Raw genomic sequence first — 22,094 nt, 5'->3', positions numbered from 1 at the left:
TTTCCTTTGAGGGTCGTAGTAGACTACTACGTTGATAGGCTACAGGTGTAAAGGCGGTGACGTCAAAGCCGAGTAGTACTAATTGCCCGAAGACTTTCGCTAATGTTTACAGGTCAATTTGAAATAACACTTCTGTTTATTCCCGATATGTTTAAAATATTTTGGTGTTTTGCGTAAGCCACCATGAAAGCTTTAGGTGACTATTGCGGCGGGGTTCCACCTCTTCCCATTCCGAACAGAGAAGTTAAGACCGCCAGCGCCGATGGTACTGCACAAAAATGTGGGAGAGTAGGTCGTCGCCATTCTTTAAATCCCTCCGATTCTTCATTGAGTCGGAGGTTTTTTTTTGCCCTGACTTTTCGTGTTTTTATTTTGAAATGTATCTCCTGTTATAGCTTTACATTGTTAACTTTATCCTTTTAATCATTGTGTAATTAGTTGTTTTTGTTTAAGTAAATGGAATTAATTCTACGAAGGTGATCTTTCAAATAAAAATAGAGTTTGAATGCAGTAAAGATCTATATTTATCTGTTTGACTAGTTTTATGCAAAAAAATATTTTAGTTATTTGTCTTATTATCTTCTTGATAGGTAAAGGTTATGGACAAACTATCTCCACAGATTCATTGCGTGCTGACTTTGATAAGCTATACGGATTAGATGTTTTACTTAATAATGGGAAAAAATATTTTCCGGATAAAAATCCGATTATTGGTCATGCCTTTTGGAAAAGTAAAGATCCTTTTTGGGCTGACGTAACAATTTCTGGAAGGACATTTAAAAATCAAAAGATTAAGTATAATCTTGACAAACAAGAATTTTTACTCATTTACACCAATTTTAATGGGCAGCAAGGTCAAATTATACTTAATGCTTCAGTAATTGACTCTGTTAATGGTCGATCTTTTAGTTTTGTTCCCAATAGATATTCGGAGATCAAACAGCAATTTGTTCAGCTGATTTATCAGGGGCGTTTGTCGTGCTACATTGGATGGTATAAAGAATTAAAGATTAGTAGTATCAATGGAGTTAAATCTGGTTATGAATTCTCTGATGATTTCCATAAAAATTACCTTGTTTACAAAGGAGCAGTTTATAGGTTTAGTAGTAAATCTTCTTTTCTGCGAATTTTTAATCAGACAGAACGAGTTTCGATTAGAAAATATTTTTCAGTCAATCGATTTACTTTTAAGAGTTTAGATGACATTAAATTGAAGAAGTTAATTGTTTATTGCGACGAAATTTTAATCTGACATGAAATTTTCTCTCATCTATATTCTGGCTTTTTTTGTCTTCCTTTCGGGTTTAACTGCTCAGGAGAAGAACGAGATACAAATAAGCGGTTCGTTCCATAATTTAACTTTTCCGGAGTTTGCAAGCCAGTTGGAGCAACAATACCAACTTCATTTTTACTTTGAGGATAAATGGGTAAATTCTCTTGTTGTGAATCTCGAGGCAGAGAAACTAACCATTCCGGCTTTGATGGAAAAGCTGTTACTTCCAACCCTGTTGGACTTTGTATATCAGCCACCTGGAACAATTTTTATTTTGCCGGACAAAAAATTTATTCATCAACTTCCCGAATATTATTTGTCAAGTTCTGGTCTTGATTCAACACAAAACCAACAGAGAAGTTTGACAGAAATGGAACAGAAATATTTGCTTGGCCGGCAACCTGATCGGATTAAAACAATCGTTATTGGAAGCTGGGACAAAGCAAAAGCTGGTAAAATGGCGGTTGTTACAGGTAAACTAACTGACGAAGAAACTGGGGAGGCGCTTATGGGTGCTATAATTTATGTTCCTGAATTGCAGAAAGGAGCCGCTTCAGATGCGAATGGATTTGCAACTCTTACATTAAAACCTGGAATTTATGCGGTAGCTTTTCAGTATTTGGGAATGAGCGAGGTTAAAGGGAATCTTGATGTTCGTTCTGATGGCTATTTTTCTGTGACTTTGAAGAAGCAATTCCACGCGATAGATGAAGTATTGGTTCATGGGCAAAAAGCACAAAAGAGAAGTTCGAAGTTGGGAATGGAAAATGTTTCTGTAAAAACCATGAAAGAATTGCCAACTTTAATGGGTGAAAAAGACGTGATGAAGGTTGCCCAGATGTTACCCGGAATAGTCAGTGTTGGTGAAGGATCTGCTGGTGTTAACGTACGTGGGGGAAATGCCGATCAGAATTTATTTTACCTGAATGAAATACCGGTCTATAACAGTTCGCATCTTTTTGGATTCTTTTCATCGATTAATTCCGACATCATTAATAATTTTACGATTTATAAAGGCCAGATTCCTGCTGAATATGGAGGTCGTTTATCATCAGTTTTTAATGTAGAGCTCCGAAAAGGACATAAAAATAGTTTTTTTACTCAGGGCGGAATTAGTCCGGTTTCGGCTAATGCTGAAATTGAAATTCCCGTTGTAAAAGAAAAAGCTTCTTTGATTCTGAGTGGTCGCTCCTCCTATTCCGATTGGATTTTGAAACGGTTGAAAGATCCCAATCTGAGAAATAGCAAGGCTTCGTTTTATGATTTCGCAGGATCTTTTGATTATAATTTGAATGATAAAAATCAAATCAATATACTGGCTTACAATAGTAACGATAATTTCAACCTGAATGGATATACCGAATATGCGTACGGAAATCTGGGAGCTTCAGTTAATTATGTACATCGTTTCTCTCCTGGATTAAAATCTTCTGTTTCGGCCATTGGTTCAAACTATAATTTTGAAACGATCGAAAAAAGTTCAGCCAGCAAAGCTTATAGCCACAGTTATGAGTTGAGTCATTATGAGTTCAGGGGTAGCATGAGTTGGATGGCCAATGAACATCATAACTTTAAAGTTGGGACTGATTTGATCATGTACGACTTGAACCGGGGAATTATAAATCCTTACGGTGAAGAATCTCTTAGGCCATCTGTAAATCTCGGAACTGAAAAAGGATTGGAAACCTCAGTCTTTGTTGACGACAACATCAGTCTTGGACCACGACTGAATTTTTATGCCGGACTTCGATTCAGTATGTTTACGGAACTTGGGCCAAAAACCGTAAGGGAGTATTTGCCGGGAACATCGTTTAGCGATACGAATGTAAGTAGCACGAAGGATTATCAAAATGGCGATCGGATATCAAACTACAATAGTCCGGAATTGAGGGCTGGGATGGATTTTAAGATCAGCGAGAACAATTCGGTTAAACTTTCATTTACACAAATGACACAGTATGTGTTCATGTTAAGCAATTCGATATCAATTGCCCCAAATGATCAATGGAAGTTGGTTGACACACACATCAAACCACCAACATCTGAGCAGTACTCCGCAGGTTATTATCAGGATTTCCGCAAGCACGGCTTGAGTGCTTCATTTGAACTTTATTTTAAACAAGCACATCATGTTGTTGAATACAAAGATGGAGCCGATTTTCTGGCTTCACCTTACGTGGAGACTGCGATTCTGCAAGGCGATCAAAATGCTTATGGGGCTGAGTTCATGCTGTCGAAAACAACAGGCCGTCTTACGGGTTGGCTTTCCTATACGCATTCGCGATCTTTTATCACGGTAAATGGTGAGAATGATTGGGCCGACATCAATCAGGGGAAAAAATACCCTTCCAATTACGACAAGCCTCATGTTTTGAATACCTTCCTGAATCTTGAAATATCCAGGCGATTTGCATTGTCAAGCAATCTGTCATATAGTACCGGACGACCGGTGACCTTGCCACAAAGTGTTTATTACATTGATGAACAACCGTTTGTTGAATATTCGGGCAGGAATGAATATCGAATTCCGGATTATCTGAGATTAGATGTTGCTTTAAGAATTGAAGGTAACTTAAAAGTGAAAAAGCCAATGCACAGCTATTGGACCATTGGTGTATATAACCTGACCGGCAGAAGCAATGCGAATTCCATCTTCTTTTTATCCGAAAAAGGAAGGTTGAATGGCTACAAATACTCAGTCATCGGAGTACCTATTTTAACCATATCGTGGAACTGGAAATTAGGGAATTATGAAAATAATTAATCGAAATTTATTTGTTTTGTTGACAGCACTATTGTTAACATCATGCATAGAACGCTACCTACCTGTCACTGAACTCGATTTCAAACCGAGACTCGTTATCGATGGGAATATTAGTACCGATGGAAGCGATCAGGAGATTGTGATTTCCGAATCGTCGCAAACCGAAAAGCCTGTATTTGTGGCGGTATCAGGTTGTAAGGTAAGCGTGGAAGATAATAAGGGGAACAGTTTTCTGTTTAATGAATCGAATAATAAAGGTCACTATGTTGGTAAAATCGATGGTTCTCTACTTGTTATTGGTGAAAAGTATCGTTTACACGTTAAAACTTCAATGGGAACTGAATATATCAGTTCGTATGAAGAATTAACGCCTTGTCCTGAAGTGGATCGTGTTTATTATGAAGTGCAAACCAAACAGACCGAGAATCCTGACATTACTGAAAATGGATTGCAGTTTTATATTGATTTCAAAGGGGATGCAAATTCCGGGCATTTTTACCGTTTGCAGCTCACTCAAACGTATGAATATCATTCAAAATGGCCATTGGATAAATGGTTAGGTAAAGATGGTTTTCACGATTTAGTTGATCCAGATTATTCCAATTTTGTTTGTTATAGAACCGATAAGTTGAAAAGTATCTATGTGTTGTCGACCGATGGTTTTAGCCAAAACAAATTTTCAAAATACAAGCTGCATTTTGTTGAAGACCAAACAGAGGTTTTGATGTACAAATACAGTTTGCTGGTCAATCAGTATTCACTCACAAAAAGGGCCTACAATTATTGGGAAAACCTCCGGAAAAACAATCAGGAGACTGTTGATTTATTTGGGAAACAGCCTGCTAACGTAAAGGGAAATATATCTAATGTTAGTGATACAACCGATGTCGCTTTGGGATATTTTACAATTTCGTCGGTTCAAAGTAAACGGATAATGGTTACGCCAGTTGAAGGATTGTACTTTAATCATTTTTTACGTTGTCAGGCTGACATCATTGATGGTCCTCTTCCGGCAGAACGCCCACTTTATTATGTGACCGATTACGATGCGAACGGGAACATTTACACCGGACTAGGAGCCCCATCATGTATTGATTGCACTTTGGTAGGTGGGACAACAGTAAAACCTCCTTATTGGGACGAGAAATGAAGACATTAAAAATTAAATATCTTATTTTGGTATTGATTTGTTGGTGTGAAATCCTGCAGGCACAGCCCAAGATTGGAGTGAATGAAGCCAGTCAACTGGTCGAAAAAGTGGCATTGTTTACTGATCGGGAAACCTATGTTGTGAATGAAGATATTTTATTTTCGGCTTTTAATGTTTCTTCGCCTGCGCTTCGGAGTACCGATTGGAGTCATATTTTGTATGTGGAATTGATTGCGCCGAATGGTGAAGCATTTGCCAGGAAAAAATATGAATTCAGTCAGGATGGTACGGCTAGTAAATTGAGAATTCCTTCCAGTGTGCTCACCGGAAATTACTACCTGAGAGCCTATACCCGTTGGATGCGCGACTATTCTCCTTATAATTATTTCTATAAAATGATCACTGTAATTAATCCTTTTCGTGGCGAGTTACTGGAACCCCAGGGGACTTCAGACCACGAAACTGCGACTGTGATTGCTGGAAATTCTGCCAATTTCAATATCAAAACAAACAAAAAAATCTATCAGAAAAGAGATCAGGTTAGTTTGGATATTTCGGGTACAAGTGTTGCCAATTCTGCCGATAAACTGGTTGTTTCAGTAATCCCGAAAGGAACAGAAAATCAGTTAATTCCTAAACTAACAGCTCCAACGGATCAAAAATTTTCTCCTGATTTTATTCCTGAAACCCGTGGTCTTTCCATTTCGGGTAAAGTGGTTAATGTGGCCGATTCGGTTCCGATGCCTTTCACGCTTGTTGGGCTAACTATTTTTAAAGAAAATCCGGAGAATCAAAATGTTTTGACCAACGAAAAGGGACAATTCTTTTTCGATCTTTCAAAGCTTAAAGGGGAGTACGAAATTTTCATTTCAGCCAAATCGAATGAGAATCCGTTGATTTTGGTTGACAATGATTTTTCAACCCAGAAAATTGAATTGCCTTATGTCCCGGTTAATTTATCCGAAAAATCCAAAAAGCTCTATCAATCGCTGGCTTTTAACAGTCAAATGCAAACGCTTTACATGCAAAAAAAAGTAGAATCTGAAGTGAAATCATTTTCGTCGGATTCTTCGTTTTACGGCAAACCCGACTTTGTGCTTAGGCTTGACAAATACATTGCAATGCCAAGCGTGAGGGATTACATTTATGAACTTATGCCGCAATTGGGGATTCGGCATGAAGGGAAAAAGACCACCTTAAAAATACTTGGAGTCTATTCCGATTTGGCGATACACGATCCGCTTGTTTTGGTTGATATGGTGCCTGTTTTCGACATTGATCGGGTATTGGAGCTACAACCCGATAAGATCGAACGAATTGAATTGGTGACGATTCCTTATGTCCGGGGTGATATTGTTTTTGGTGGAATTGTCAGCTTTTTCTCGAAGAAAGGCGATTTAGCCGGGATTGATCTTCCTTCGGTTGGCCGTTTTATTACTTACGATATGTTGAGCCGTAATTTAGTTCAGAAAGATATTGATGCTCAAAACCAGCGCATACCCGACCTTCGGAATTGCCTGTATTGGAATCCTGATTTAAAACTGAGAGGAACAGAATCGGCAAAAATTTCGTTTAATACCGGGGATTGTGCCGGCGATTTCCTCATTGTTGTTCGGGGGATTGATCGGGAAGGAAAGGTTAAGATTGCAACTGAAGCAATTATGGTAGAGTAGGTTCTCACCATTATCCTACAATAAGCCAGTATTTCAAATGGGTTGTTGTCATTTTTTGAAAGCGATACCATCTAACAAAACGAAAAATACCCGCCAGATTTCTCCGACGGGTATTTCTATTTCAGGTAAAATTTTCAGGATTAAACGGCCTGCACCAACTCCAGACTTTCGAATCCTTTTTGTACGGCTTCGAGGTTCATCGGAATCAGGTAGTGATGGCGTGTTGGAAGCGATTTCTGCAACCCCTTTTCAACACTTTCCATTTTTACCACTGGTTTGGCTTTCAGGTAGGCGCCCAAAACCACCATATTGAAGGTTTTTACGTTGCCCAGTTCGGCAGCGATCAATGTTCCTTCAATTTTGTAGATGTTAATGTCGGTACGTTTGGGCGGATGGATAATTCCGTTAGGGTCGTAAATTAATACGCCTCCAGGTTTTACCATCGCTTCAAATTTGTCCATCGATTGCTGATTCAGGATAATGGCTGTGTCGTATTCGTTCAGAACTGGTGAGCTGATGCGGCTTTCGCTCAGGATCACGGTTACGTTGGCTGTTCCACCGCGCATTTCAGGACCATACGATGGAAACCAGGCCACTTCCTGATCGGCCATCACGCCCGAATAGGCTAATATTTTTCCCATTGAGAGTACGCCTTGTCCGCCAAATCCGGCTATAATGATTTCTTCGGTCATCGTCTTAGTTTTTAAGTGGTGTATAACTTTCAGGATCATTCTTCGAACTGTCCTTCAAATCGCCGGGAACGTAGAAGGGGAACATGTTTTCGACCATCCATTCGTTGGCTTTTACCGGTGTCATCTTCCAGTTCATGTTGCAGGTTGAAACCACCTCAACGAACGATGTTCCTTTTTTATCGATCGCAGCCTGAAATGCTTTTGCAATTGCCTTTTTGCATTTGCGAATGGTTGCAGGAGTATGGACCGACTGGCGGGTGACGTATGAAGTTCCGGGTAACTGGGCAATCAGTTCTGTGATTCTCAGCGGGTATCCGTTGCGGCCGGCATCGCGGCCGTTGGGTGTAGTGGCGGTAACCTGTCCGAGCAGAGTCGTGGGAGCCATTTGTCCGCCGGTCATGCCATAGATTCCGTTGTTTACGAAAATAACAACCATGTTTTCGCCGCGGTTACAGGCGTGCATAATTTCTGCGGTTCCGATTGATGCCAAATCGCCGTCGCCCTGGTAAGTGAAAACGACCTTGTTGGGATTGGTGCGGGAAATACCGGTGGCCACAGCCGGTGCTCTTCCATGAGCGGCTTCCTGCCAGTCTATTTCAAGGTAATTGTATGCAAAAACAGCACATCCAACCGGAGAAACACCAATGGTTTTATCCTGAATGCCCATATCTTCGATGACTTCGGCCAACAGCCGATGAATTACACCATGGCTACAGCCCGGGCAATAATGCATCGTGTTTTCTGTCAGTAATTTTGGTTTTTCGTAAACCAGGTTATTGGGATTAATAATATCTGCCAGTTCCATAAATTATCCTCCTATCAGTTTTTGTTCAAGGGCCTCAACCACTTCACCCGGGCTTGGAATAATACCTCCCATCCGTCCAAAATGGACAACCGGTATTGCACATCCGGCGGCAAGCTTAACATCTTCAACCATTTGACCGGCATTCATTTCAACAACCAGCATACCTTTTACTTGTTTTGCAAGCTTTGCAATTGGTTTTTGGGGGAAAGGGAATAAGGTGATTGGGCGTAAAAGTCCAACTTTAATACCTTTCTCGCGAGCCTGGTCGACTGCCTTCTGACAAATTCTTGCTGAAGAGCCAAATGCAACCAAAAGGTATTCGGCATCTTCACAAAGTATTTCTTCAAAAAGCACATCTTCTTCTTCCATTCTGGCATATTTTTTCTGCAAGCGGAGGTTGTTGTTCTCCATTCTTACTGAATCCATTTCAAGAGAAGTAATGATGTTACGCTGCCGGTTATGCTTGCGTCCGTTGGTTACCCATGAACCATATTTTTCATTGATTTCTTCGTCGGTCAATCTTGGAATATAATCGGCCAGAACCACTTTTTCCATCATCTGGCCAATTACGCCATCCGTCAGGATCATTGCCGGATTTCGGTATTTGAAAGCTAGTTGAAAGCCCAATTCAACGAAGTCGTTCATTTCCTGAACCGAAGATGGTGCCAGAACAATCAGGCGGTAATCGCCGTGCCCGCCGCCTTTGGTCGATTGCCAATAGTCGGCCTGCGATGGCTGGATCGTTCCCAGGCCTGGACCTCCACGCTGAACATTTACAATCAGGCAGGGTAATTCGGCTCCCGCGAGGTACGATATTCCTTCAGCCATTAAGCTAATTCCAGGGCTTGAAGAAGATGTCAGTACTTTTTTCCCGGAGCCGGCTGCTCCGTGAACCATGTGGATGGAAGCAATCTCACTTTCAGCCTGAAGAACAACCATTCCGGTTTCGTTCCAGGGTTCGCGATCCATCAGGGTTTCCATTACTTCCGATTGGGGAGTTATGGGGTATCCGAAATAACCGTCACAACCGCAACGAATAGCTGCTTCGGCAATGACCTCATTTCCCTTCATTAATCTTAATTCACCCATATTCTTTGAATTTGTTTGTTGCTTATTTTAACAAGTGACTAGAGTGCCTAAAGTTCGGAGTGCCTAGAGTTAAACTTCGAACTCCGAACTTTAGGCACTTCAAACTTCTTATAACTTTACCCGGTAAACCGTAATGCAAGTGTCGGGACAAACGGTGGCACAGTTTGAACAACCGATGCAGGCTTCCGGGTTTTTCATAAACGAATAATGATATCCACGGCTGTTAACCTGCTTGTTTTGACTCAGGACATCCTGAGGACAAGCAACGACACAAAGACCACATCCCTTGCACTCTTCGTTGTCAACTACTACCGCTCCAATAACTTTTGCCATAATTAGATTTTTATATTTTTAAAAGATTATTGTAATCCTTCGAACTGAGCTTGTTATTACAAAACTAGATGATCTTAGTTTTTGTCTACGCAACAAATGTTGCGAAATCAGATTTTATGCAACACTCTAGTGAATATATTCCGATGAATTCCCAAATATGATGCAATATGTTGTCTTTGTACTTTTTGTACAAGAACATTATTTTCGGCTATAAACTTTTTGACACGTTGAGCCGCAGTTAACGACTGAAAATCATAGACTCTTTTCAGCGCCTGCACATAACTTGCTTCGGCCAATACCCTGACCATATGTTCCAATTGCGGATTTTGCTTTGTTAAATCGTCGTACTCCGTTTTTGTAATGTAAATGATGGTCGAATCTTCGTAAGCCCTGATTGATTCAGTTGATTTGCTTTCGAGCATAAAACTCTCGTGGCTCGTAATGATGGCATGGTTGGGCGGATAAAAAAAGTTGGAAATCCATTCCTGCCCTGTTTCTGATAAGTAGGTGGAATATAATATTCCGTCTAAAACGATTCCTAATTTTTGTGACTGGTCGCCATAATCCAGAAAATGCTCACCTTTTTTCAGTTTTTCAGAACTCTTCGTCGTGAAGAATTTTTTTAACTGAACCAAGGTTCTTCTATATTCCGGAAGGAGATAGTCGATGGAAGTCATTTTAATGCCCAAAGTTTTCGTTGAAAAGTCTCAGTCGTTTTTCCAAATCGTCAAATTGATCGCGTTTGACATGCGATACACATGCACGCAAACCTTCTTTTTCGCTCCCTGTATTTTTTAGCGTAATCGCACTGATTCCATAATACAGCAGATTTTCCAGAAGCTCACCTCCGGTCATACCCGGATACCCAATGGTGAAATAGAATCCATCAGCAATAGGTTCGTCCCCATCTTTTTCGTAAACAACCTGAAACCCGTTGCTCACAAATAAATCTTTCATGATTTTAGCTTTCCTGCCATATTCTTTTACGTCTTCAATGAAATTGAATTCACCGTCGCTGGCTGCTTTAAACATAGCCGCCAAAGCATGTTGGGTTGAATGTGTAATTCCGGAAGAAAGAGCATACAAAACCTGCATCACAATGGTGAACCCAAAAGGTTTGCTCCCAAATCGGACTTGCAGGTTTTCATACTGACGATTCCACAGCGCATCCGAAATAGCCATGATGGCTCCACGCTGGCCGGCATATGAAAATATTTTGGAAGCTGAAATAAACAGCACATAATGATCGGTGTATTTGGCGACACTTGGCTGATAAGGTGGTTTTCCGGGAGTATATAAATCTTTCCTGAAATCCATTCCGAAGTAGGCCAGATCTTCCATCACAATCACATCGTATTTGGTAGCCAGTTCGCCAATAATCTGAAGTTCTTCCTCCGTCATACAAATCCAGCTTGGATTGTTTGGATTGGAATAAACCATCGAATTGATGTTTCCTTGCGACAAATACGATTCGAGTTTTGCGCGAAGTTTTTCTCCCCTGAAGTCAAACACATCGAACGACTCATATTTATGACCCATCACGGTCATTTGCTGTTTTTGCACAGGGAATCCCGGGTCGATAAATAAGGTGGTATTTTTTTGCGAATCAACATTTCCGGCTACCAAAAGAGCCGCAAAAGTTCCCTGCATCGATCCGCAGGTTGGAATACAACTTGCAGGCTCAACATCAACATCCATAAATAGTTTGATGAAACGGGAAGCTTCGTATTTGAGCGGTTTGATTCCATCCATCATCGGATAAATGGAAGCAACTCCCGATTCGAGTGCATTAATTTCGGCGGCAACACCAACCTTTGCAGGTGGCAGTCCGGGAACACCCATTTCCATGCGGATAAATTTGGTTTTGCTTTCTTCTTCAATGAAATTGATTAGCGCTACAATTTCGCGAATCGAAGCTTTACCAAGATCTTTGATCTGAAGCTGATCGATGTATTTTTTTACGATCTCTTGTTGTACAGGTGTATTATTCATCTAAAATGCTGAAAATGTTGGGTAAAAATAAGCAAAGTATTTGCTATAAATCAAATGTGCCCAAGGTATTGCAAAACAGCTTTCTCAATTCGGAAAAACCACGAGCCTCCGGATTTTAAATTGAAAGCTGTTAATAGCTTCAGGTTTTGATTTGACAGAAAATCAGGTTAAAAGCTGAACCTGTATTTTATCATGTTTCGGATTTTTAAAGCCCGAACGCTGGTTTTATGCTGATAATCCAGTTTGCAACACGTTCATCGGTTAGTTCCGGTTCAAAATCTTCATCAATCGGGAGCCCGATAAACATTCCATCGAAAATAGCTTCCGACTCATCAAATTCATAGCCAGAAGGATTGACCTTGCCAACAATGGTTGCGCCGTTTTTCTGAAGATCTTTGGCCAACATGCCCATCGCATTCACGAAATAGCTAGCATAAGTAATGTGGTCGCCCAATCCGAAGATTCCAACTGTTTTGCCCGAAAAATCTACTTTGCTGATATTGGGGAAAAATTTGCTCCAGTCAGTATTTGAATAGTTTGAATCCCAGGTTTCTTTTCCAACGGTCGAAATTCCAAAGATGATCCGGTCGTACTTTTCAAGATCAGCAAGTACAGCATCATTTACCGATATCATTTCTACATTCTGTTCGCCCAAAGCTGCTTTCACTTTTTCGGCAACACGGTGAACTGAACCTTTTTCAGGACCAAAAAATAATCCAATTTTGCTCATAATATTTTATTTTACTGATTGTGAATAGCTAATTCTCCTCGCTCATATTCTCCTAAAACTGATAAGCTCGATACATTTTTTAAGATGGCATGGAGAGCTTTTTCGTAATTTTCTAATGAATCCCATTCCACGTCAATATGGAAGGTGTACTCGTTTGGTTTCCCAATGATTGGCACCGATTGTATTTTGGTCAGGTTGATTTTATTCTCAGCAAAAGTATTCAGTACATTGGCTAATGCGCCGTAATAATGACCTACTTCAAAGCAAACAGAAGCCTTATTGGCCAAGTCGTTGTGCCGGGCATGTTTCGATAAAATCAGGAAGCGTGTGTAATTCTGCCTGTTTGTTTCGAGCCCCGAATCGAGTATATCCAGTTCGTAAAGTTCCGCAGTGCGTTGATTTCCAATGGCAGCGGCATCCGTTAATTTTTGGTCATGAACTAATTTGCCTGAAGCGGCAGTATCCTGATTTTCAATGATGTGAACATTTGGAAATTGACTTTCGAGGTATTCGGCACACTGTTTAATAGCTATTGGGTGCGAATAAATGGTTTTGATGTCTTCTTTCGCCACACCCGGATTGGCCATCAGGTGCATCTGGATGTGGATATAAATCTCACCGATAATTTTCAGATGATAGTCGCGAATCAGGGCGTAATTTTGCAATAAGCTGCCGGCGATCGAGTTTTCGATGGCCATTACAGCAATATTAACCTGGTCCGTATCAATTAAATTGCAAACGCTTGTAAAGGATTTGCATTCGACCACTTCAATTTCATCCTCAAAATATCTTCGTGCTGCATCTTCGTGGAAAGAACCTGCAATTCCCTGGATAGCTATTTTCTTCATCTTCCTTATGTTATTAAAAGTCCCGGTAAGGCCGGGACAATTTAGGTAAATATCCTTAAATCCTTCAGAAAACCCATTTGCAAAGATAACAAACGAACCGACAGGACTGTTTCGCAACCGCGAATGAATTTATATTTTATACATTTCACTTGCACTCACCAATTCCAGCTGGTGAGCCTGAAGGACTTCAATACATTTCTGAATGTTGTCGGGCTTTAATACAATATTAGCCGTTTTGTTATCCATTGAATACGCATACAAATATTCAATGAACACACCTTCTCCGGAAAGGATGTCCAATGCTCTGGCCAGTGCACCTGGCTCATTCGGGCTGTTCAGGCAAACCACATCAGTTAGCCTGACTGAAAATTCGGCCTCTTTCAGGATTGAAAGTGCTTTTTCAGGCTCAGATGCGATCATGCGCAAAATTCCGAATTCGGAAGTGTCGGCCAGGCTCATTGCCGACATGTTAATTCCGGCATTGCCCAGAAGTTGAGTTACTTCATTCAGCCGTCCTGTTTTATTTTCGAGAAATACAGATAGTTGTTTGATAATCATTATGGTTTCCTCCTACAAATTACGGTTGTCAATTACACGTTTTGCTTTTCCAGCGGTGCGTTCGATGGTTTTCGGCTCAACCAGTTTTACATCTACCGAAATTCCAAGTGTACTCTGGAGTTTGTTCTTAATTTTTTTGCGCAAAGCTTCCAACTGCCTGATTTCGTCGGAGAAGAACTGTTCCTGAACTTCAACCATCAGTTTCAGCGTGTCTAAGTTACCTTCCCGTTCAACAATAAGCAAATAATGAGGAGCCGTTTCGCTCATTTCGAGTAACACGCTTTCAATTTGCGATGGGAATACATTTACACCGCGGATAATCAGCATGTCGTCGCTGCGGCCTTTGCATTTTTCCATGCGCACCAAGGTACGTCCGCATGCACATTTTTCGTAGTTTAGGCGGGTAAGATCACGCGTGCGGTAGCGGATTAGCGGAATTCCTTCTTTGGTGATGGTGGTAAAAACCAGCTCGCCAACTTCGCCGGCGGGTAATGGCTGTAAGGTAATCGGATCAATAATTTCAGGAATGAAATGGTCTTCCATGATGTGCATTCCGGCCTGATGTTCGCACTCGCACGAAACTCCAGGTCCCATGATTTCACTTAACCCGTATATGTCGATGGCCTTGATTCCCAGACTGGCTTCAATTTCCTTGCGCATATTTTCGGTCCATGGTTCGGCTCCAAAAATGCCGATACGCAATTTCAGGTCTTCCTTTTTAATTCCTTTTGCCGCCAACTCTTCGCCTAAATGGAGCGAATACGATGGAGTGCAGGCTAATACCGTGGTCCCAAAATCTTGCATCAGTTGAAGCTGCTTGTCAGTATTTCCTCCTGAAATCGGGATAACCGATGCGCCCAGATTTTCGCAACCGTAGTGCATTCCAAGACCGCCGGTAAATAGTCCGTAGCCATAAGCCACCTGAACAATATCATCACGATGGACACCTGCCATGCAAAGTCCACGGGTTATCATTTCAGCCCAATTGTTCAGATCTTTTCGGGTGTATCCAACAACAGTTGGCTTCCCGGTTGTTCCTGAAGAAGCATGGATACGCACAATCTCGCTCATGGGTACGGTAAATAACCCAAACGGATAGTTATCGCGTAAGTCGGTTTTGAGGGTGAATGGCAGTTTACTCAGATCGTCGACCGATTTTATATCATCGGGAACAAGGCCCACTGCTTGCATTTTTTGCCTGTAGCTGGGCACATTGTGGTAAATTCTTGTGACTGTTTCTTTCAGTCGTTCCGATTGAATGTCGCGCATTTCGTCGCGGCTCGCACATTCTATTTTTTCGTTCCAGATCATTGTATTGAGTTTTTATTATTGTGATACATTATAATGTATCAGTTGGTTCCATAAATGGATTCATCGGGCATGATATTTAGTCCGGCATCCAGCAGCTTTTTTTTCGCCTGAGTAACATCTTCAGGATCGATAACAAAGTAGGCATTTTTATTTTCATAGCCCGATCGCCCGTATGCATTGGTGAAATTGACACCTGCATTGACAATTTCTTTGAGCAGGTCATCCAATCCTCCGGGTTGGTCAATCATTTCAATAACCACAATTTCGCGCAGGGCTGCCGACAGGCCTTTTTCAAGCAACAGGCTATGCGCAAGTTCAGGATTTGAAACAACAAGGTTCAAGATTCCCCAACCATTGGCGGTATGGTTCAGGTTCATGGTGCGGATGTCGATTTTGGCAGCTTTTAATACGGCAGTAACCCGTTCAAGGTGGCCGATTTTATTTTCCAGAAATATGGAGACCTGATATGCCATTGGATTTATGAATTAGATATGATGAATTATTATTTTTATATCAAGTATCTGGATTCAAGCATCAAGAAAACTTATAGTAAGGCATTTTCTTGTTTTGATACTTGCATCTTGCTACTTCTCTACGAATTCAAAGCGATTCGAAGTTCTTTTACCCGAACTGCCTTCCCTTCTGGCTTCGGTAGCGAATTGGGCTCAACGAGCCTGATGATTGGCTTAACTAAAACTTCGTCGCGAATTAAAGCGGTTAGCTGTTTTGTCAATTTGTCCAGCCGCGAGATGTCGCCATTGAACCAATCTTTTTTCACTTCAACTTCGATGATCATTTCATCGTTCCCGTCAATCGTTTTTAAAGTTATCAGATAATCGGCACCTACTTCAGGAACTTTCATCAGGACGCCTTCAATTTGCATGGGAAAAATGTTGCATCCTTTTACAATAAACATATCGTCGCTTCGTCCGGTAATTCGGTCAAGACGAACATGTGTTCGGCCACAAGCACATGTTCCGGGCAAAATTCGCGTTAAATCGCGGGTGCGGTAGCGGATTAATGGCATGGCCTGGCGATCCAGCGTAGTTAGAACCAATTCGCCAACTTCGCCGTCAGTAATAGGTTCCAGCGTTTCGGGATTAATAATTTCAACCAAATATGCGTCTTCCCAAATGTGCAACCCATTTTGGCAGGTGCATTCGAAAGCAACACCCGGGCCATTCATTTCCGTAAGACCAAAAGAATTGTACGCTTTCACTCCATACATTTCTTCGATGCGCCGGCGTTGTCCTTCTGTATGTGGTTCGGCGCCAATCACAAATGTATGCAGTTTGGTATCTTTTCGTGGGTCGAGTCCCTCTTCCAGAAAAACTTCATACAAGCGGTTCAGGTAACTTGGAATGGCATGTATTGCAGTGGTTCCGTAGTCCTGCATCAATTTAATCTGGCGTGGACTGTTACCTGCTCCAGCCGGGATACTCAGGCAACCAAGTCGTTCAACTCCGTATTGAAACCCAAGTCCTCCGGTGAATAACCCATAGCCGCAGATGTTTTGGAAAACATCGGTATCGCGCACTCCGGCACAAAATAGCGAACGCGCCATTAAGTTTGCCCATGAATCAATGTCGTGGCGGTTATGAAAAATTACAGTCGGGTTTCCGGTGGTTCCGCTGGTACTGTGCAGTCGAATCAATTCTTTCGTTGGTAAACCTAAAAATCCGTATGGGAAATTCTCTCGCAGATTTTGTTTGGTGGTAAAGGGTAGTTTTTGAATGTCGGAAACCGACCTCACCGAATCGGCAGACAATCCCATTTGTTTATACAGGTTTCCGTAATATGGTGAATTCATGGCCGACTGAATGGTGCTTTTCAGCCTTTTGAACTGAAGTTTTTCGAGATCGTTCCGCTTCAGCGTTTCAAGTTCATTTTCCCAATACATGATAGTTCGGTTTAGAAAGAATACATTAACATGAGCAAAATCCGGTGATTTGTTGCATTAACACCTGTTGCATATAATCCATCGTTCAAATCGATGTTGCCGGTTCCATATTCTGCTGAAGTTAATTCATATTCAGCAACGAAGCGGATTTTTGAGATATTCATCGCAAAGTGAGGGGCAACACGGTAAATTGAAGCTACATTGGGGAGTAATCCAGGAGTAACAACGGTTGGAGCTGTTGAACTTCCAAAGTTATATAGTGCATCAGCAGTTCCCAGGTTTTTCAAATAACCACCGAAAAGGCCAACCTGGTATTTTTTACCGTATACCGCATTTATAAAACTGGTGAACGAATTGTAAGGCGTGTAAGTCAATGCTCCTGTCGCTTTGTCTAGTGTTTTTACGCCATATCCACCAGGAATACATAAGTGTGTCATATTCTGACCTAGCACAGCTTTAGCCCTGATGGAGAACATTTTCTTTACATACTGTCCATATCCGACAAACGATGTCGACTGAACCATTTCGTTTGACACATATTTGCCTGCACTGCCAACGGTATAGAGCGTTGGTAAAATGTATTTCAGGCTAACCCCAGCGCCTAAAGTGCATCCGCCATTGTTCATTTCTATATTGCCAACCATTTCAGGAATTCCCGCATTACGGTTAAAAATATCTAATTTCTCAATGGTCATGGTCTCAATCTTCGAGAACCCATACGATTTATATTGAAATTCGCCAACCATGGCGGCCGAAAGAATCAGTTTTGTACTGGGCCTATAGTCGAACCTGACCTGTGGGCTTCGGTTAAACGGCTGAAATGGAGAGCCGGTATTCAAACCCGCAACCGTTGGGAAGACTTTTCCACCCCAGAATGGATGCCAGGTTTGGCCAACCAGCAACGATGATTTCTTCCAGGCGAAAACAGCATTTGCCTGTCTTACCCGAAATAGAGCCGGATTATTTCCAAGGTCACCTGCAAAGTCCGCTTCAATATTGACCGACGTTTTCGCTTTAAAAATTTCCGGACCAGCAATGCGAACGCCCAATCGGGTTGCCATCGTTGCAAAATTATAGGTTGGGGTCTGGTTAATGTGCTTTCCGTTAGTATCGACTCCGGCATATGATGGCGCAATGAAAAAAAGATCGTTGCCGGCATTTAATCCTTTGTATGAATCGAAAAAGGATTCAAATCGAACAAAACCATAAAATTCGAGTGATGTTTCTTTGGGTTTGGTTTCCTGACTGTAAGAGATTTGGGTACTAATTAATAGGAGTAAGAAAAATAGTTTTTTCATGTGATGTTTGGTTCTTCTGATCATTAGCTGAATTAAAATCATAATACAGCAAACTCAGGCTCCGGTGAGGAACTTAATTAATTAATTTTTGGTTTTTATATTTTTTAACTCCGAATGATGTGAAATACAATAGACTAAGCCACAGCATCCTGAATTGAATCCAAAAGTATAAGTTTTATCGAATACTACAAAAGTGGCAATAGCGCAATTGTAAGTAATTGGAGTCTTGTACTTTCATTATCGAAGTTGAAATGTATTAAAATAAAGCAATTATAAGATATCGTTTGATTTATATAAAAAAGTAAAAATGAGGTAATTTAGACTCAGTTTGAATAATGAAAGCATTTGAGAGTGGATTGGCAGGCTGGAAAATTATAAATTCTGATCAACTTCATGGTAAAAAAATGGTATTACAGCGATATACTTTATCTAAAGTTAAGGTGTATTTAAGGTTGCAAATGTCGAATATGGATTCTCACGAGAGGCTTTTTGGCTATACTGAATTATAATCAGGCGCTGGTTGTGAATGGAAAGTCAAACCTGATTCGCTGTAACCAATTAAAGCTTAGGTTGATAAAAAAGGCAAAAAAAAATGCGTTGCCGAATAAAATCTTTTCCCAAACGTATTTTGAATCAAAATATAACTACTTTTGGAAAATATATTTATCCATTATTTAAACAGTTATTTATGAACATTTTTGTTGGCAGCCTTCCCTTTAAAATTGAGGAAAGCGAATTACAGGAAATTTTTGAAGAATACGGAGAAGTTACATCCGTAAAAATTATTACTGACAGAGCTACTGGAAGATCAAAGGGATTTGGTTTTGTAGAAATGACGAATGAAGAAGAAGCTAAAAAAGCAATTGAAGAATTGAACAACGCTGAGATTGAAGGCCGGACAATTGTTGTAAATAAAGCTGAAGAAAAAAAAGAAGGTAGCCGTCCTAGTGGTGGTTTCCGTGGTGGCAACTCAGGCGGTGGTTTCCGCGGAGGCAATTCAGGTGGCGGTGGTTTCCGTGGCGGTAGCGGCGGTGCTGGCGGTTTCCGTGGCGGTAATGCTGGCGGTGGCGGTGGTTTCCGTGGTGGCGATCGTGGAGGCAACTCAGGCGGTGGCTTCAACCGTGGTGGTGGCTCAAGCGCTGGTGGCAACAGAAGATCTGAATACTAGTCTATTTCCTGTTTTTAATGTACTATTTATGTAAAAATTAATTCATTTAATTTTTACAACTACATAAAGGCTAATAAACAAAGGTGTTTCACCGAAGTTTATTAGCCTTCTTTTTTTTTGAAGCCTCCCCCGGACCCCTCCGAAGGAGGGGAGGAAAACGCTTCGAATGAGAGGTTGGATTGAAAACTGTGATCCCAGATTTTTTATCCCAGAGTTCTTAGTATTTAAAAATGATAAAATTGAAAGTTAATCGAAGCCAATATGATGAGATTAATCACGAACCAAAGTTCCCCTCCTTCGGAGGGGTTAGGGGAGGCTTTTTTTTTCTATCCTGATGCGCGCATCTACTGCAATTATTTTGTCTCCGTCGCCAAGCAGTGGATTGATGTCCAGTTCTTTAATTTCGACCGCAAAGCGCAGCAACGTTGATAAGCGTACCATAATTTCGGCAAACTTACGTTCCTTCACACCATTCTTTCCACGGTAGCCTTTGATGATGCGGTATGCCCTGAGGTTTTTGATCATTGCAGCAGCTTCGCACATGGTAAGCGGAGCAAGGCCTGAAGTAACATCCTTGAATACCTCGACAAAAATGCCACCGATGCCGCACAAAATAATGTGTCCAAACTTGTCCTCATATTTAGCCCCCAGAAAAAGTTCAATTCCTGAAGCCATTTCAGCCATCAAAACGGCGGTTGTATCGTTAATCTGAATCAACCGCTTGAATTCGCGCTGAACAGTTTCCATATCCTGAACATTTAGTACAACTCCGCCAACATCAGTTTTATGTATGGGGCCAACTACTTTCATTACGAGTGGAAATCTTATTTTTTTTGCTGCTTCGATAGCTGCATCTTCCGTTGCAACAGTGATTTCGCGAACCATCGGAATTCCTGCGGCGGCAAACAACCGATGGATTATTTCAGGCGATTGAAATCCATCTTCAGCCCGATCAACAATCCGTCGGATTTCAGGAATATCAATATCATCAAGGAATATTTTTTCTTCGGAAGGTTTGGCGGTCTTCAAAATACTTGTCAACGCTTTCCCCAGCAAAACTTCATCGGGAAAGATTACATTCCCTTCAGAAATAAAATAAGCCATATCGTCTTTCACATTGATCAGGGAAGGAAGAATTGGAAATATAGGCTTTTTGCAGGTGCGCATTTTTTCGTTGAGAACCTGGTAGACGTCACGAACCGGAGATAGTCCCGGACTGCCAAAAATAACTGCCATCCCATCAATCTTATCAAAATCGTTTTCGCAGGCATCAATAATGGCTGCCAATTGTTCTGCATTTCCGGTGGCCAGAAAATCAATTGGATTTTCGACCGAAGAACCTGCGAAAAGCTGATTTTTGAGCCTTGTTTTTGCTTCGCAATCTTCGATGTGCGGAATTTTTAGTCCTCCATCTTCAAGTGCGTCGGTAAGCATAACTGCCGGTCCTCCGGCGTGGGTAATGATGGCCAGCCGTTTCCCTTTCATGGGTTTGCAGTGGAAAATGTTGGCGACCGTTGTCAATTCTTCGCGGCCGTAACAACGAACGATACCTGCTTTACGGAATAGAGCTTCAACTGCCAGATCCGAATTGGCCATAGCTCCGGTATGCGATGCTGCAGCCCGGCTTCCGGCCTCGCTGCTTCCGGCTTTAATGGCTGCTATTTTGCATCCTTTCCGGATTAACGAAGAGGCGTGTTTCAATAATTTATCCGGATTTTTAATGCTTTCGACATAAAGCAGTTTGACACGTGTACTGGTTTCCGGGTTGAAAACTTCGTCCATGAATTCGAGAATTTCTTCAACCCCGTTCTGAGCTGAATTTCCGACTGAAAATACGCTGGCAAAATGGAGTCCTTTGGGGATTCCTGATTCCATGATGAAAACAGCAGTTGCTCCTGAACTGGAAATGAGGTCGCAACTCATCTGTTCGAGCTTGGGAATAGGAGTTGTGAACACGCTGGTGTGTGCGTATGTGATGACTCCAATGCAGTTCGGACCAATGAGACAAGCATTATTTTCCTGAATTATTTTTACGATTTTCTGCTCAAGTATCCGTCCTTCTTCGCTTTCTTCGCTAAACCCGGCTGAAATAATGATAAATCCTTTCGTGCCTTTTTGGGTGGCCAAAATCTCAACGGCTTCCACACAAGCAGCAGCAGGAATAGCCAAAACTGCCATTTCAACCAGTGGTAAATCGTTGATTGATGGATAGGATTTTACTCCCTGAACATCATTCGAACCTGGATTGACAACGTACAGGTCGCCCTTGAAATTATTATCAAGCAAGTTCTTCAAAAGTTTTCCACCCGGCTTCGTCGTATTATTCGAAGCGCCTACAACCGCAATGCTTTTCGGGGCAATCAATTCTTTTGTTATCATTGACAAGCTTTTAGTTTTGAAACAAAGTTAGCAAAAGCAATCTGGGAAGGAACTGACTTTTGCCTGCATTTGCAGGATGTTCATCGTTCGCAAAAATCAGTTATGTTTGCTGAAGCATTTCAGGTTGCGAT

19 protein-coding genes and 2 rRNA genes (1 of these 21 running past the window's edge) are annotated in these 22,094 nt (G+C 41.4%); 7 read left to right on the top strand and 14 right to left on the bottom strand.

All coding sequences use genetic code 11. The annotated features are described in order from the left end of the window. The 6 genes from AQPE_RS07905 to AQPE_RS07880 form a co-directional block, all read left to right on the top strand. Positions 1-102: ribosomal RNA gene (locus AQPE_RS07905) — 23S ribosomal RNA — on the top strand (it extends 2,778 nt beyond the left edge of the window). A 90-nt stretch (positions 103-192) separates the two neighbouring features. Next, positions 193-305: ribosomal RNA gene (gene rrf / locus AQPE_RS07900) — 5S ribosomal RNA — on the top strand. A gap of 239 nt (positions 306-544) precedes the next feature. Beyond that, positions 545-1,252, top strand: a complete 708-nt coding sequence (locus AQPE_RS07895; protein ID WP_318350517.1) for a hypothetical protein — start codon at positions 545-547, stop codon at positions 1,250-1,252. 1 nt (position 1,253) lies between these two features. Then, entirely contained in the window at positions 1,254-4,037 is a 2,784-nt protein-coding gene (locus tag AQPE_RS07890; protein ID WP_318350516.1) for a TonB-dependent receptor, read from the top strand. Continuing rightward, the gene (locus AQPE_RS07885; protein ID WP_318350515.1) at positions 4,024-5,187 is read left to right on the top strand and encodes a DUF4249 domain-containing protein; all 1,164 of its coding nucleotides are present in this window, start codon (positions 4,024-4,026) and stop codon (positions 5,185-5,187) included. The genes AQPE_RS07890 and AQPE_RS07885 overlap by 14 nt, the downstream gene beginning before the upstream one ends. Continuing rightward, entirely contained in the window at positions 5,184-6,860 is a 1,677-nt protein-coding gene (locus AQPE_RS07880) for a hypothetical protein (protein ID WP_318350514.1), read from the top strand. The genes AQPE_RS07885 and AQPE_RS07880 overlap by 4 nt, the downstream gene beginning before the upstream one ends. A 140-nt stretch (positions 6,861-7,000) precedes the next feature. Here the strand turns inward: AQPE_RS07880 and AQPE_RS07875 are convergent, their stop codons facing one another. The 13 genes from AQPE_RS07875 to AQPE_RS07815 form a co-directional block, all read right to left on the bottom strand. Then, positions 7,001-7,552, bottom strand: coding sequence for a 2-oxoacid:acceptor oxidoreductase family protein (locus AQPE_RS07875; RefSeq protein ID WP_318350513.1), 552 nt, complete (start codon positions 7,550-7,552; stop codon positions 7,001-7,003). Positions 7,553-7,556: 4 nt separating this feature from the next. Then, a complete protein-coding gene (locus AQPE_RS07870) occupies positions 7,557-8,357 on the bottom strand; it encodes a thiamine pyrophosphate-dependent enzyme (protein WP_318350512.1) in 801 nt (266 codons plus the stop codon). Between the two features lie 3 nt (positions 8,358-8,360). Then, positions 8,361-9,446, bottom strand: a complete 1,086-nt coding sequence (locus AQPE_RS07865; protein ID WP_318350511.1) for a 3-methyl-2-oxobutanoate dehydrogenase subunit VorB — start codon at positions 9,444-9,446, stop codon at positions 8,361-8,363. A 108-nt stretch (positions 9,447-9,554) separates the two neighbouring features. Then, the gene (locus AQPE_RS07860; protein ID WP_318350510.1) at positions 9,555-9,779 is read right to left on the bottom strand and encodes a 4Fe-4S dicluster domain-containing protein; all 225 of its coding nucleotides are present in this window, start codon (positions 9,777-9,779) and stop codon (positions 9,555-9,557) included. 107 nt (positions 9,780-9,886) lie between these two features. Then, positions 9,887-10,456 (bottom strand): Crp/Fnr family transcriptional regulator, encoded by a 570-nt coding sequence (locus AQPE_RS07855; protein WP_318350509.1) that lies wholly within the window; start codon positions 10,454-10,456, stop codon positions 9,887-9,889. A gap of 1 nt (position 10,457) precedes the next feature. Continuing rightward, positions 10,458-11,771, bottom strand: a complete 1,314-nt coding sequence (locus AQPE_RS07850) for a pyridoxal phosphate-dependent aminotransferase (protein ID WP_318350508.1) — start codon at positions 11,769-11,771, stop codon at positions 10,458-10,460. A gap of 205 nt (positions 11,772-11,976) precedes the next feature. After that, positions 11,977-12,501: a flavodoxin gene (locus AQPE_RS07845; protein WP_318350507.1), complete on the bottom strand. Its 525-nt coding sequence runs from the start codon at positions 12,499-12,501 to the stop codon at positions 11,977-11,979. Between the two features lie 11 nt (positions 12,502-12,512). Continuing rightward, positions 12,513-13,349: a prephenate dehydratase gene (locus AQPE_RS07840; protein ID WP_318350506.1), complete on the bottom strand. Its 837-nt coding sequence runs from the start codon at positions 13,347-13,349 to the stop codon at positions 12,513-12,515. 129 nt (positions 13,350-13,478) lie between these two features. Further along, positions 13,479-13,907, bottom strand: a complete 429-nt coding sequence (locus tag AQPE_RS07835) for an ACT domain-containing protein (protein WP_318350505.1) — start codon at positions 13,905-13,907, stop codon at positions 13,479-13,481. A gap of 12 nt (positions 13,908-13,919) precedes the next feature. Then, entirely contained in the window at positions 13,920-15,218 is a 1,299-nt protein-coding gene (locus AQPE_RS07830) for a phenylacetate--CoA ligase family protein (protein WP_318350504.1), read from the bottom strand. Positions 15,219-15,256: 38 nt separating this feature from the next. After that, a complete protein-coding gene (locus AQPE_RS07825; protein ID WP_318350503.1) occupies positions 15,257-15,691 on the bottom strand; it encodes a hypothetical protein in 435 nt (144 codons plus the stop codon). A gap of 119 nt (positions 15,692-15,810) precedes the next feature. Continuing rightward, complete coding sequence (locus tag AQPE_RS07820) at positions 15,811-17,118, bottom strand: phenylacetate--CoA ligase family protein (protein WP_318350502.1); 1,308 nt, start codon at positions 17,116-17,118, stop codon at positions 15,811-15,813. Positions 17,119-17,129: 11 nt separating this feature from the next. Beyond that, entirely contained in the window at positions 17,130-18,416 is a 1,287-nt protein-coding gene (locus AQPE_RS07815) for a hypothetical protein (RefSeq protein ID WP_318350501.1), read from the bottom strand. A 688-nt stretch (positions 18,417-19,104) separates the two neighbouring features. Here AQPE_RS07815 and AQPE_RS07810 point away from each other — a divergent pair. Next, positions 19,105-19,584 (top strand): RNA recognition motif domain-containing protein, encoded by a 480-nt coding sequence (locus tag AQPE_RS07810; RefSeq protein ID WP_318350500.1) that lies wholly within the window; start codon positions 19,105-19,107, stop codon positions 19,582-19,584. Between the two features lie 306 nt (positions 19,585-19,890). Here AQPE_RS07810 and AQPE_RS07805 read toward each other — a convergent pair whose 3' ends face one another. Beyond that, a complete protein-coding gene (locus AQPE_RS07805; RefSeq protein ID WP_318350499.1) occupies positions 19,891-21,963 on the bottom strand; it encodes an acetate--CoA ligase family protein in 2,073 nt (690 codons plus the stop codon). Between the last annotated feature and the right edge of the window lie 131 nt (positions 21,964-22,094).

Origin of the sequence: Aquipluma nitroreducens, assembly GCF_009689585.1 — a bacterium.
Taxonomy (GTDB): Bacteria; Bacteroidota; Bacteroidia; order Bacteroidales; family Prolixibacteraceae; genus Aquipluma; species Aquipluma nitroreducens.
This window is presented reverse-complemented; position numbering and strand designations above follow the sequence as displayed.

Coding starts and splice junctions, on each gene's coding strand:
- AQPE_RS07895 (WP_318350517.1), top strand. CDS start 545: ATGCAAAAAAATATTTTAGTTATTTGTCTTATTATCTTCTTGATAGGT.
- AQPE_RS07890 (WP_318350516.1), top strand. CDS start 1,254: ATGAAATTTTCTCTCATCTATATTCTGGCTTTTTTTGTCTTCCTTTCG.
- AQPE_RS07885 (WP_318350515.1), top strand. CDS start 4,024: ATGAAAATAATTAATCGAAATTTATTTGTTTTGTTGACAGCACTATTG.
- AQPE_RS07880 (WP_318350514.1), top strand. CDS start 5,184: ATGAAGACATTAAAAATTAAATATCTTATTTTGGTATTGATTTGTTGG.
- AQPE_RS07875 (WP_318350513.1), bottom strand. CDS start 7,552: ATGACCGAAGAAATCATTATAGCCGGATTTGGCGGACAAGGCGTACTC.
- AQPE_RS07870 (WP_318350512.1), bottom strand. CDS start 8,357: ATGGAACTGGCAGATATTATTAATCCCAATAACCTGGTTTACGAAAAA.
- AQPE_RS07865 (WP_318350511.1), bottom strand. CDS start 9,446: ATGGGTGAATTAAGATTAATGAAGGGAAATGAGGTCATTGCCGAAGCA.
- AQPE_RS07860 (WP_318350510.1), bottom strand. CDS start 9,779: ATGGCAAAAGTTATTGGAGCGGTAGTAGTTGACAACGAAGAGTGCAAG.
- AQPE_RS07855 (WP_318350509.1), bottom strand. CDS start 10,456: ATGACTTCCATCGACTATCTCCTTCCGGAATATAGAAGAACCTTGGTT.
- AQPE_RS07850 (WP_318350508.1), bottom strand. CDS start 11,771: ATGAATAATACACCTGTACAACAAGAGATCGTAAAAAAATACATCGAT.
- AQPE_RS07845 (WP_318350507.1), bottom strand. CDS start 12,501: ATGAGCAAAATTGGATTATTTTTTGGTCCTGAAAAAGGTTCAGTTCAC.
- AQPE_RS07840 (WP_318350506.1), bottom strand. CDS start 13,349: ATGAAGAAAATAGCTATCCAGGGAATTGCAGGTTCTTTCCACGAAGAT.
- AQPE_RS07835 (WP_318350505.1), bottom strand. CDS start 13,907: ATGATTATCAAACAACTATCTGTATTTCTCGAAAATAAAACAGGACGG.
- AQPE_RS07830 (WP_318350504.1), bottom strand. CDS start 15,218: ATGATCTGGAACGAAAAAATAGAATGTGCGAGCCGCGACGAAATGCGC.
- AQPE_RS07825 (WP_318350503.1), bottom strand. CDS start 15,691: ATGGCATATCAGGTCTCCATATTTCTGGAAAATAAAATCGGCCACCTT.
- AQPE_RS07820 (WP_318350502.1), bottom strand. CDS start 17,118: ATGTATTGGGAAAATGAACTTGAAACGCTGAAGCGGAACGATCTCGAA.
- AQPE_RS07815 (WP_318350501.1), bottom strand. CDS start 18,416: ATGAAAAAACTATTTTTCTTACTCCTATTAATTAGTACCCAAATCTCT.
- AQPE_RS07810 (WP_318350500.1), top strand. CDS start 19,105: ATGAACATTTTTGTTGGCAGCCTTCCCTTTAAAATTGAGGAAAGCGAA.
- AQPE_RS07805 (WP_318350499.1), bottom strand. CDS start 21,963: ATGATAACAAAAGAATTGATTGCCCCGAAAAGCATTGCGGTTGTAGGC.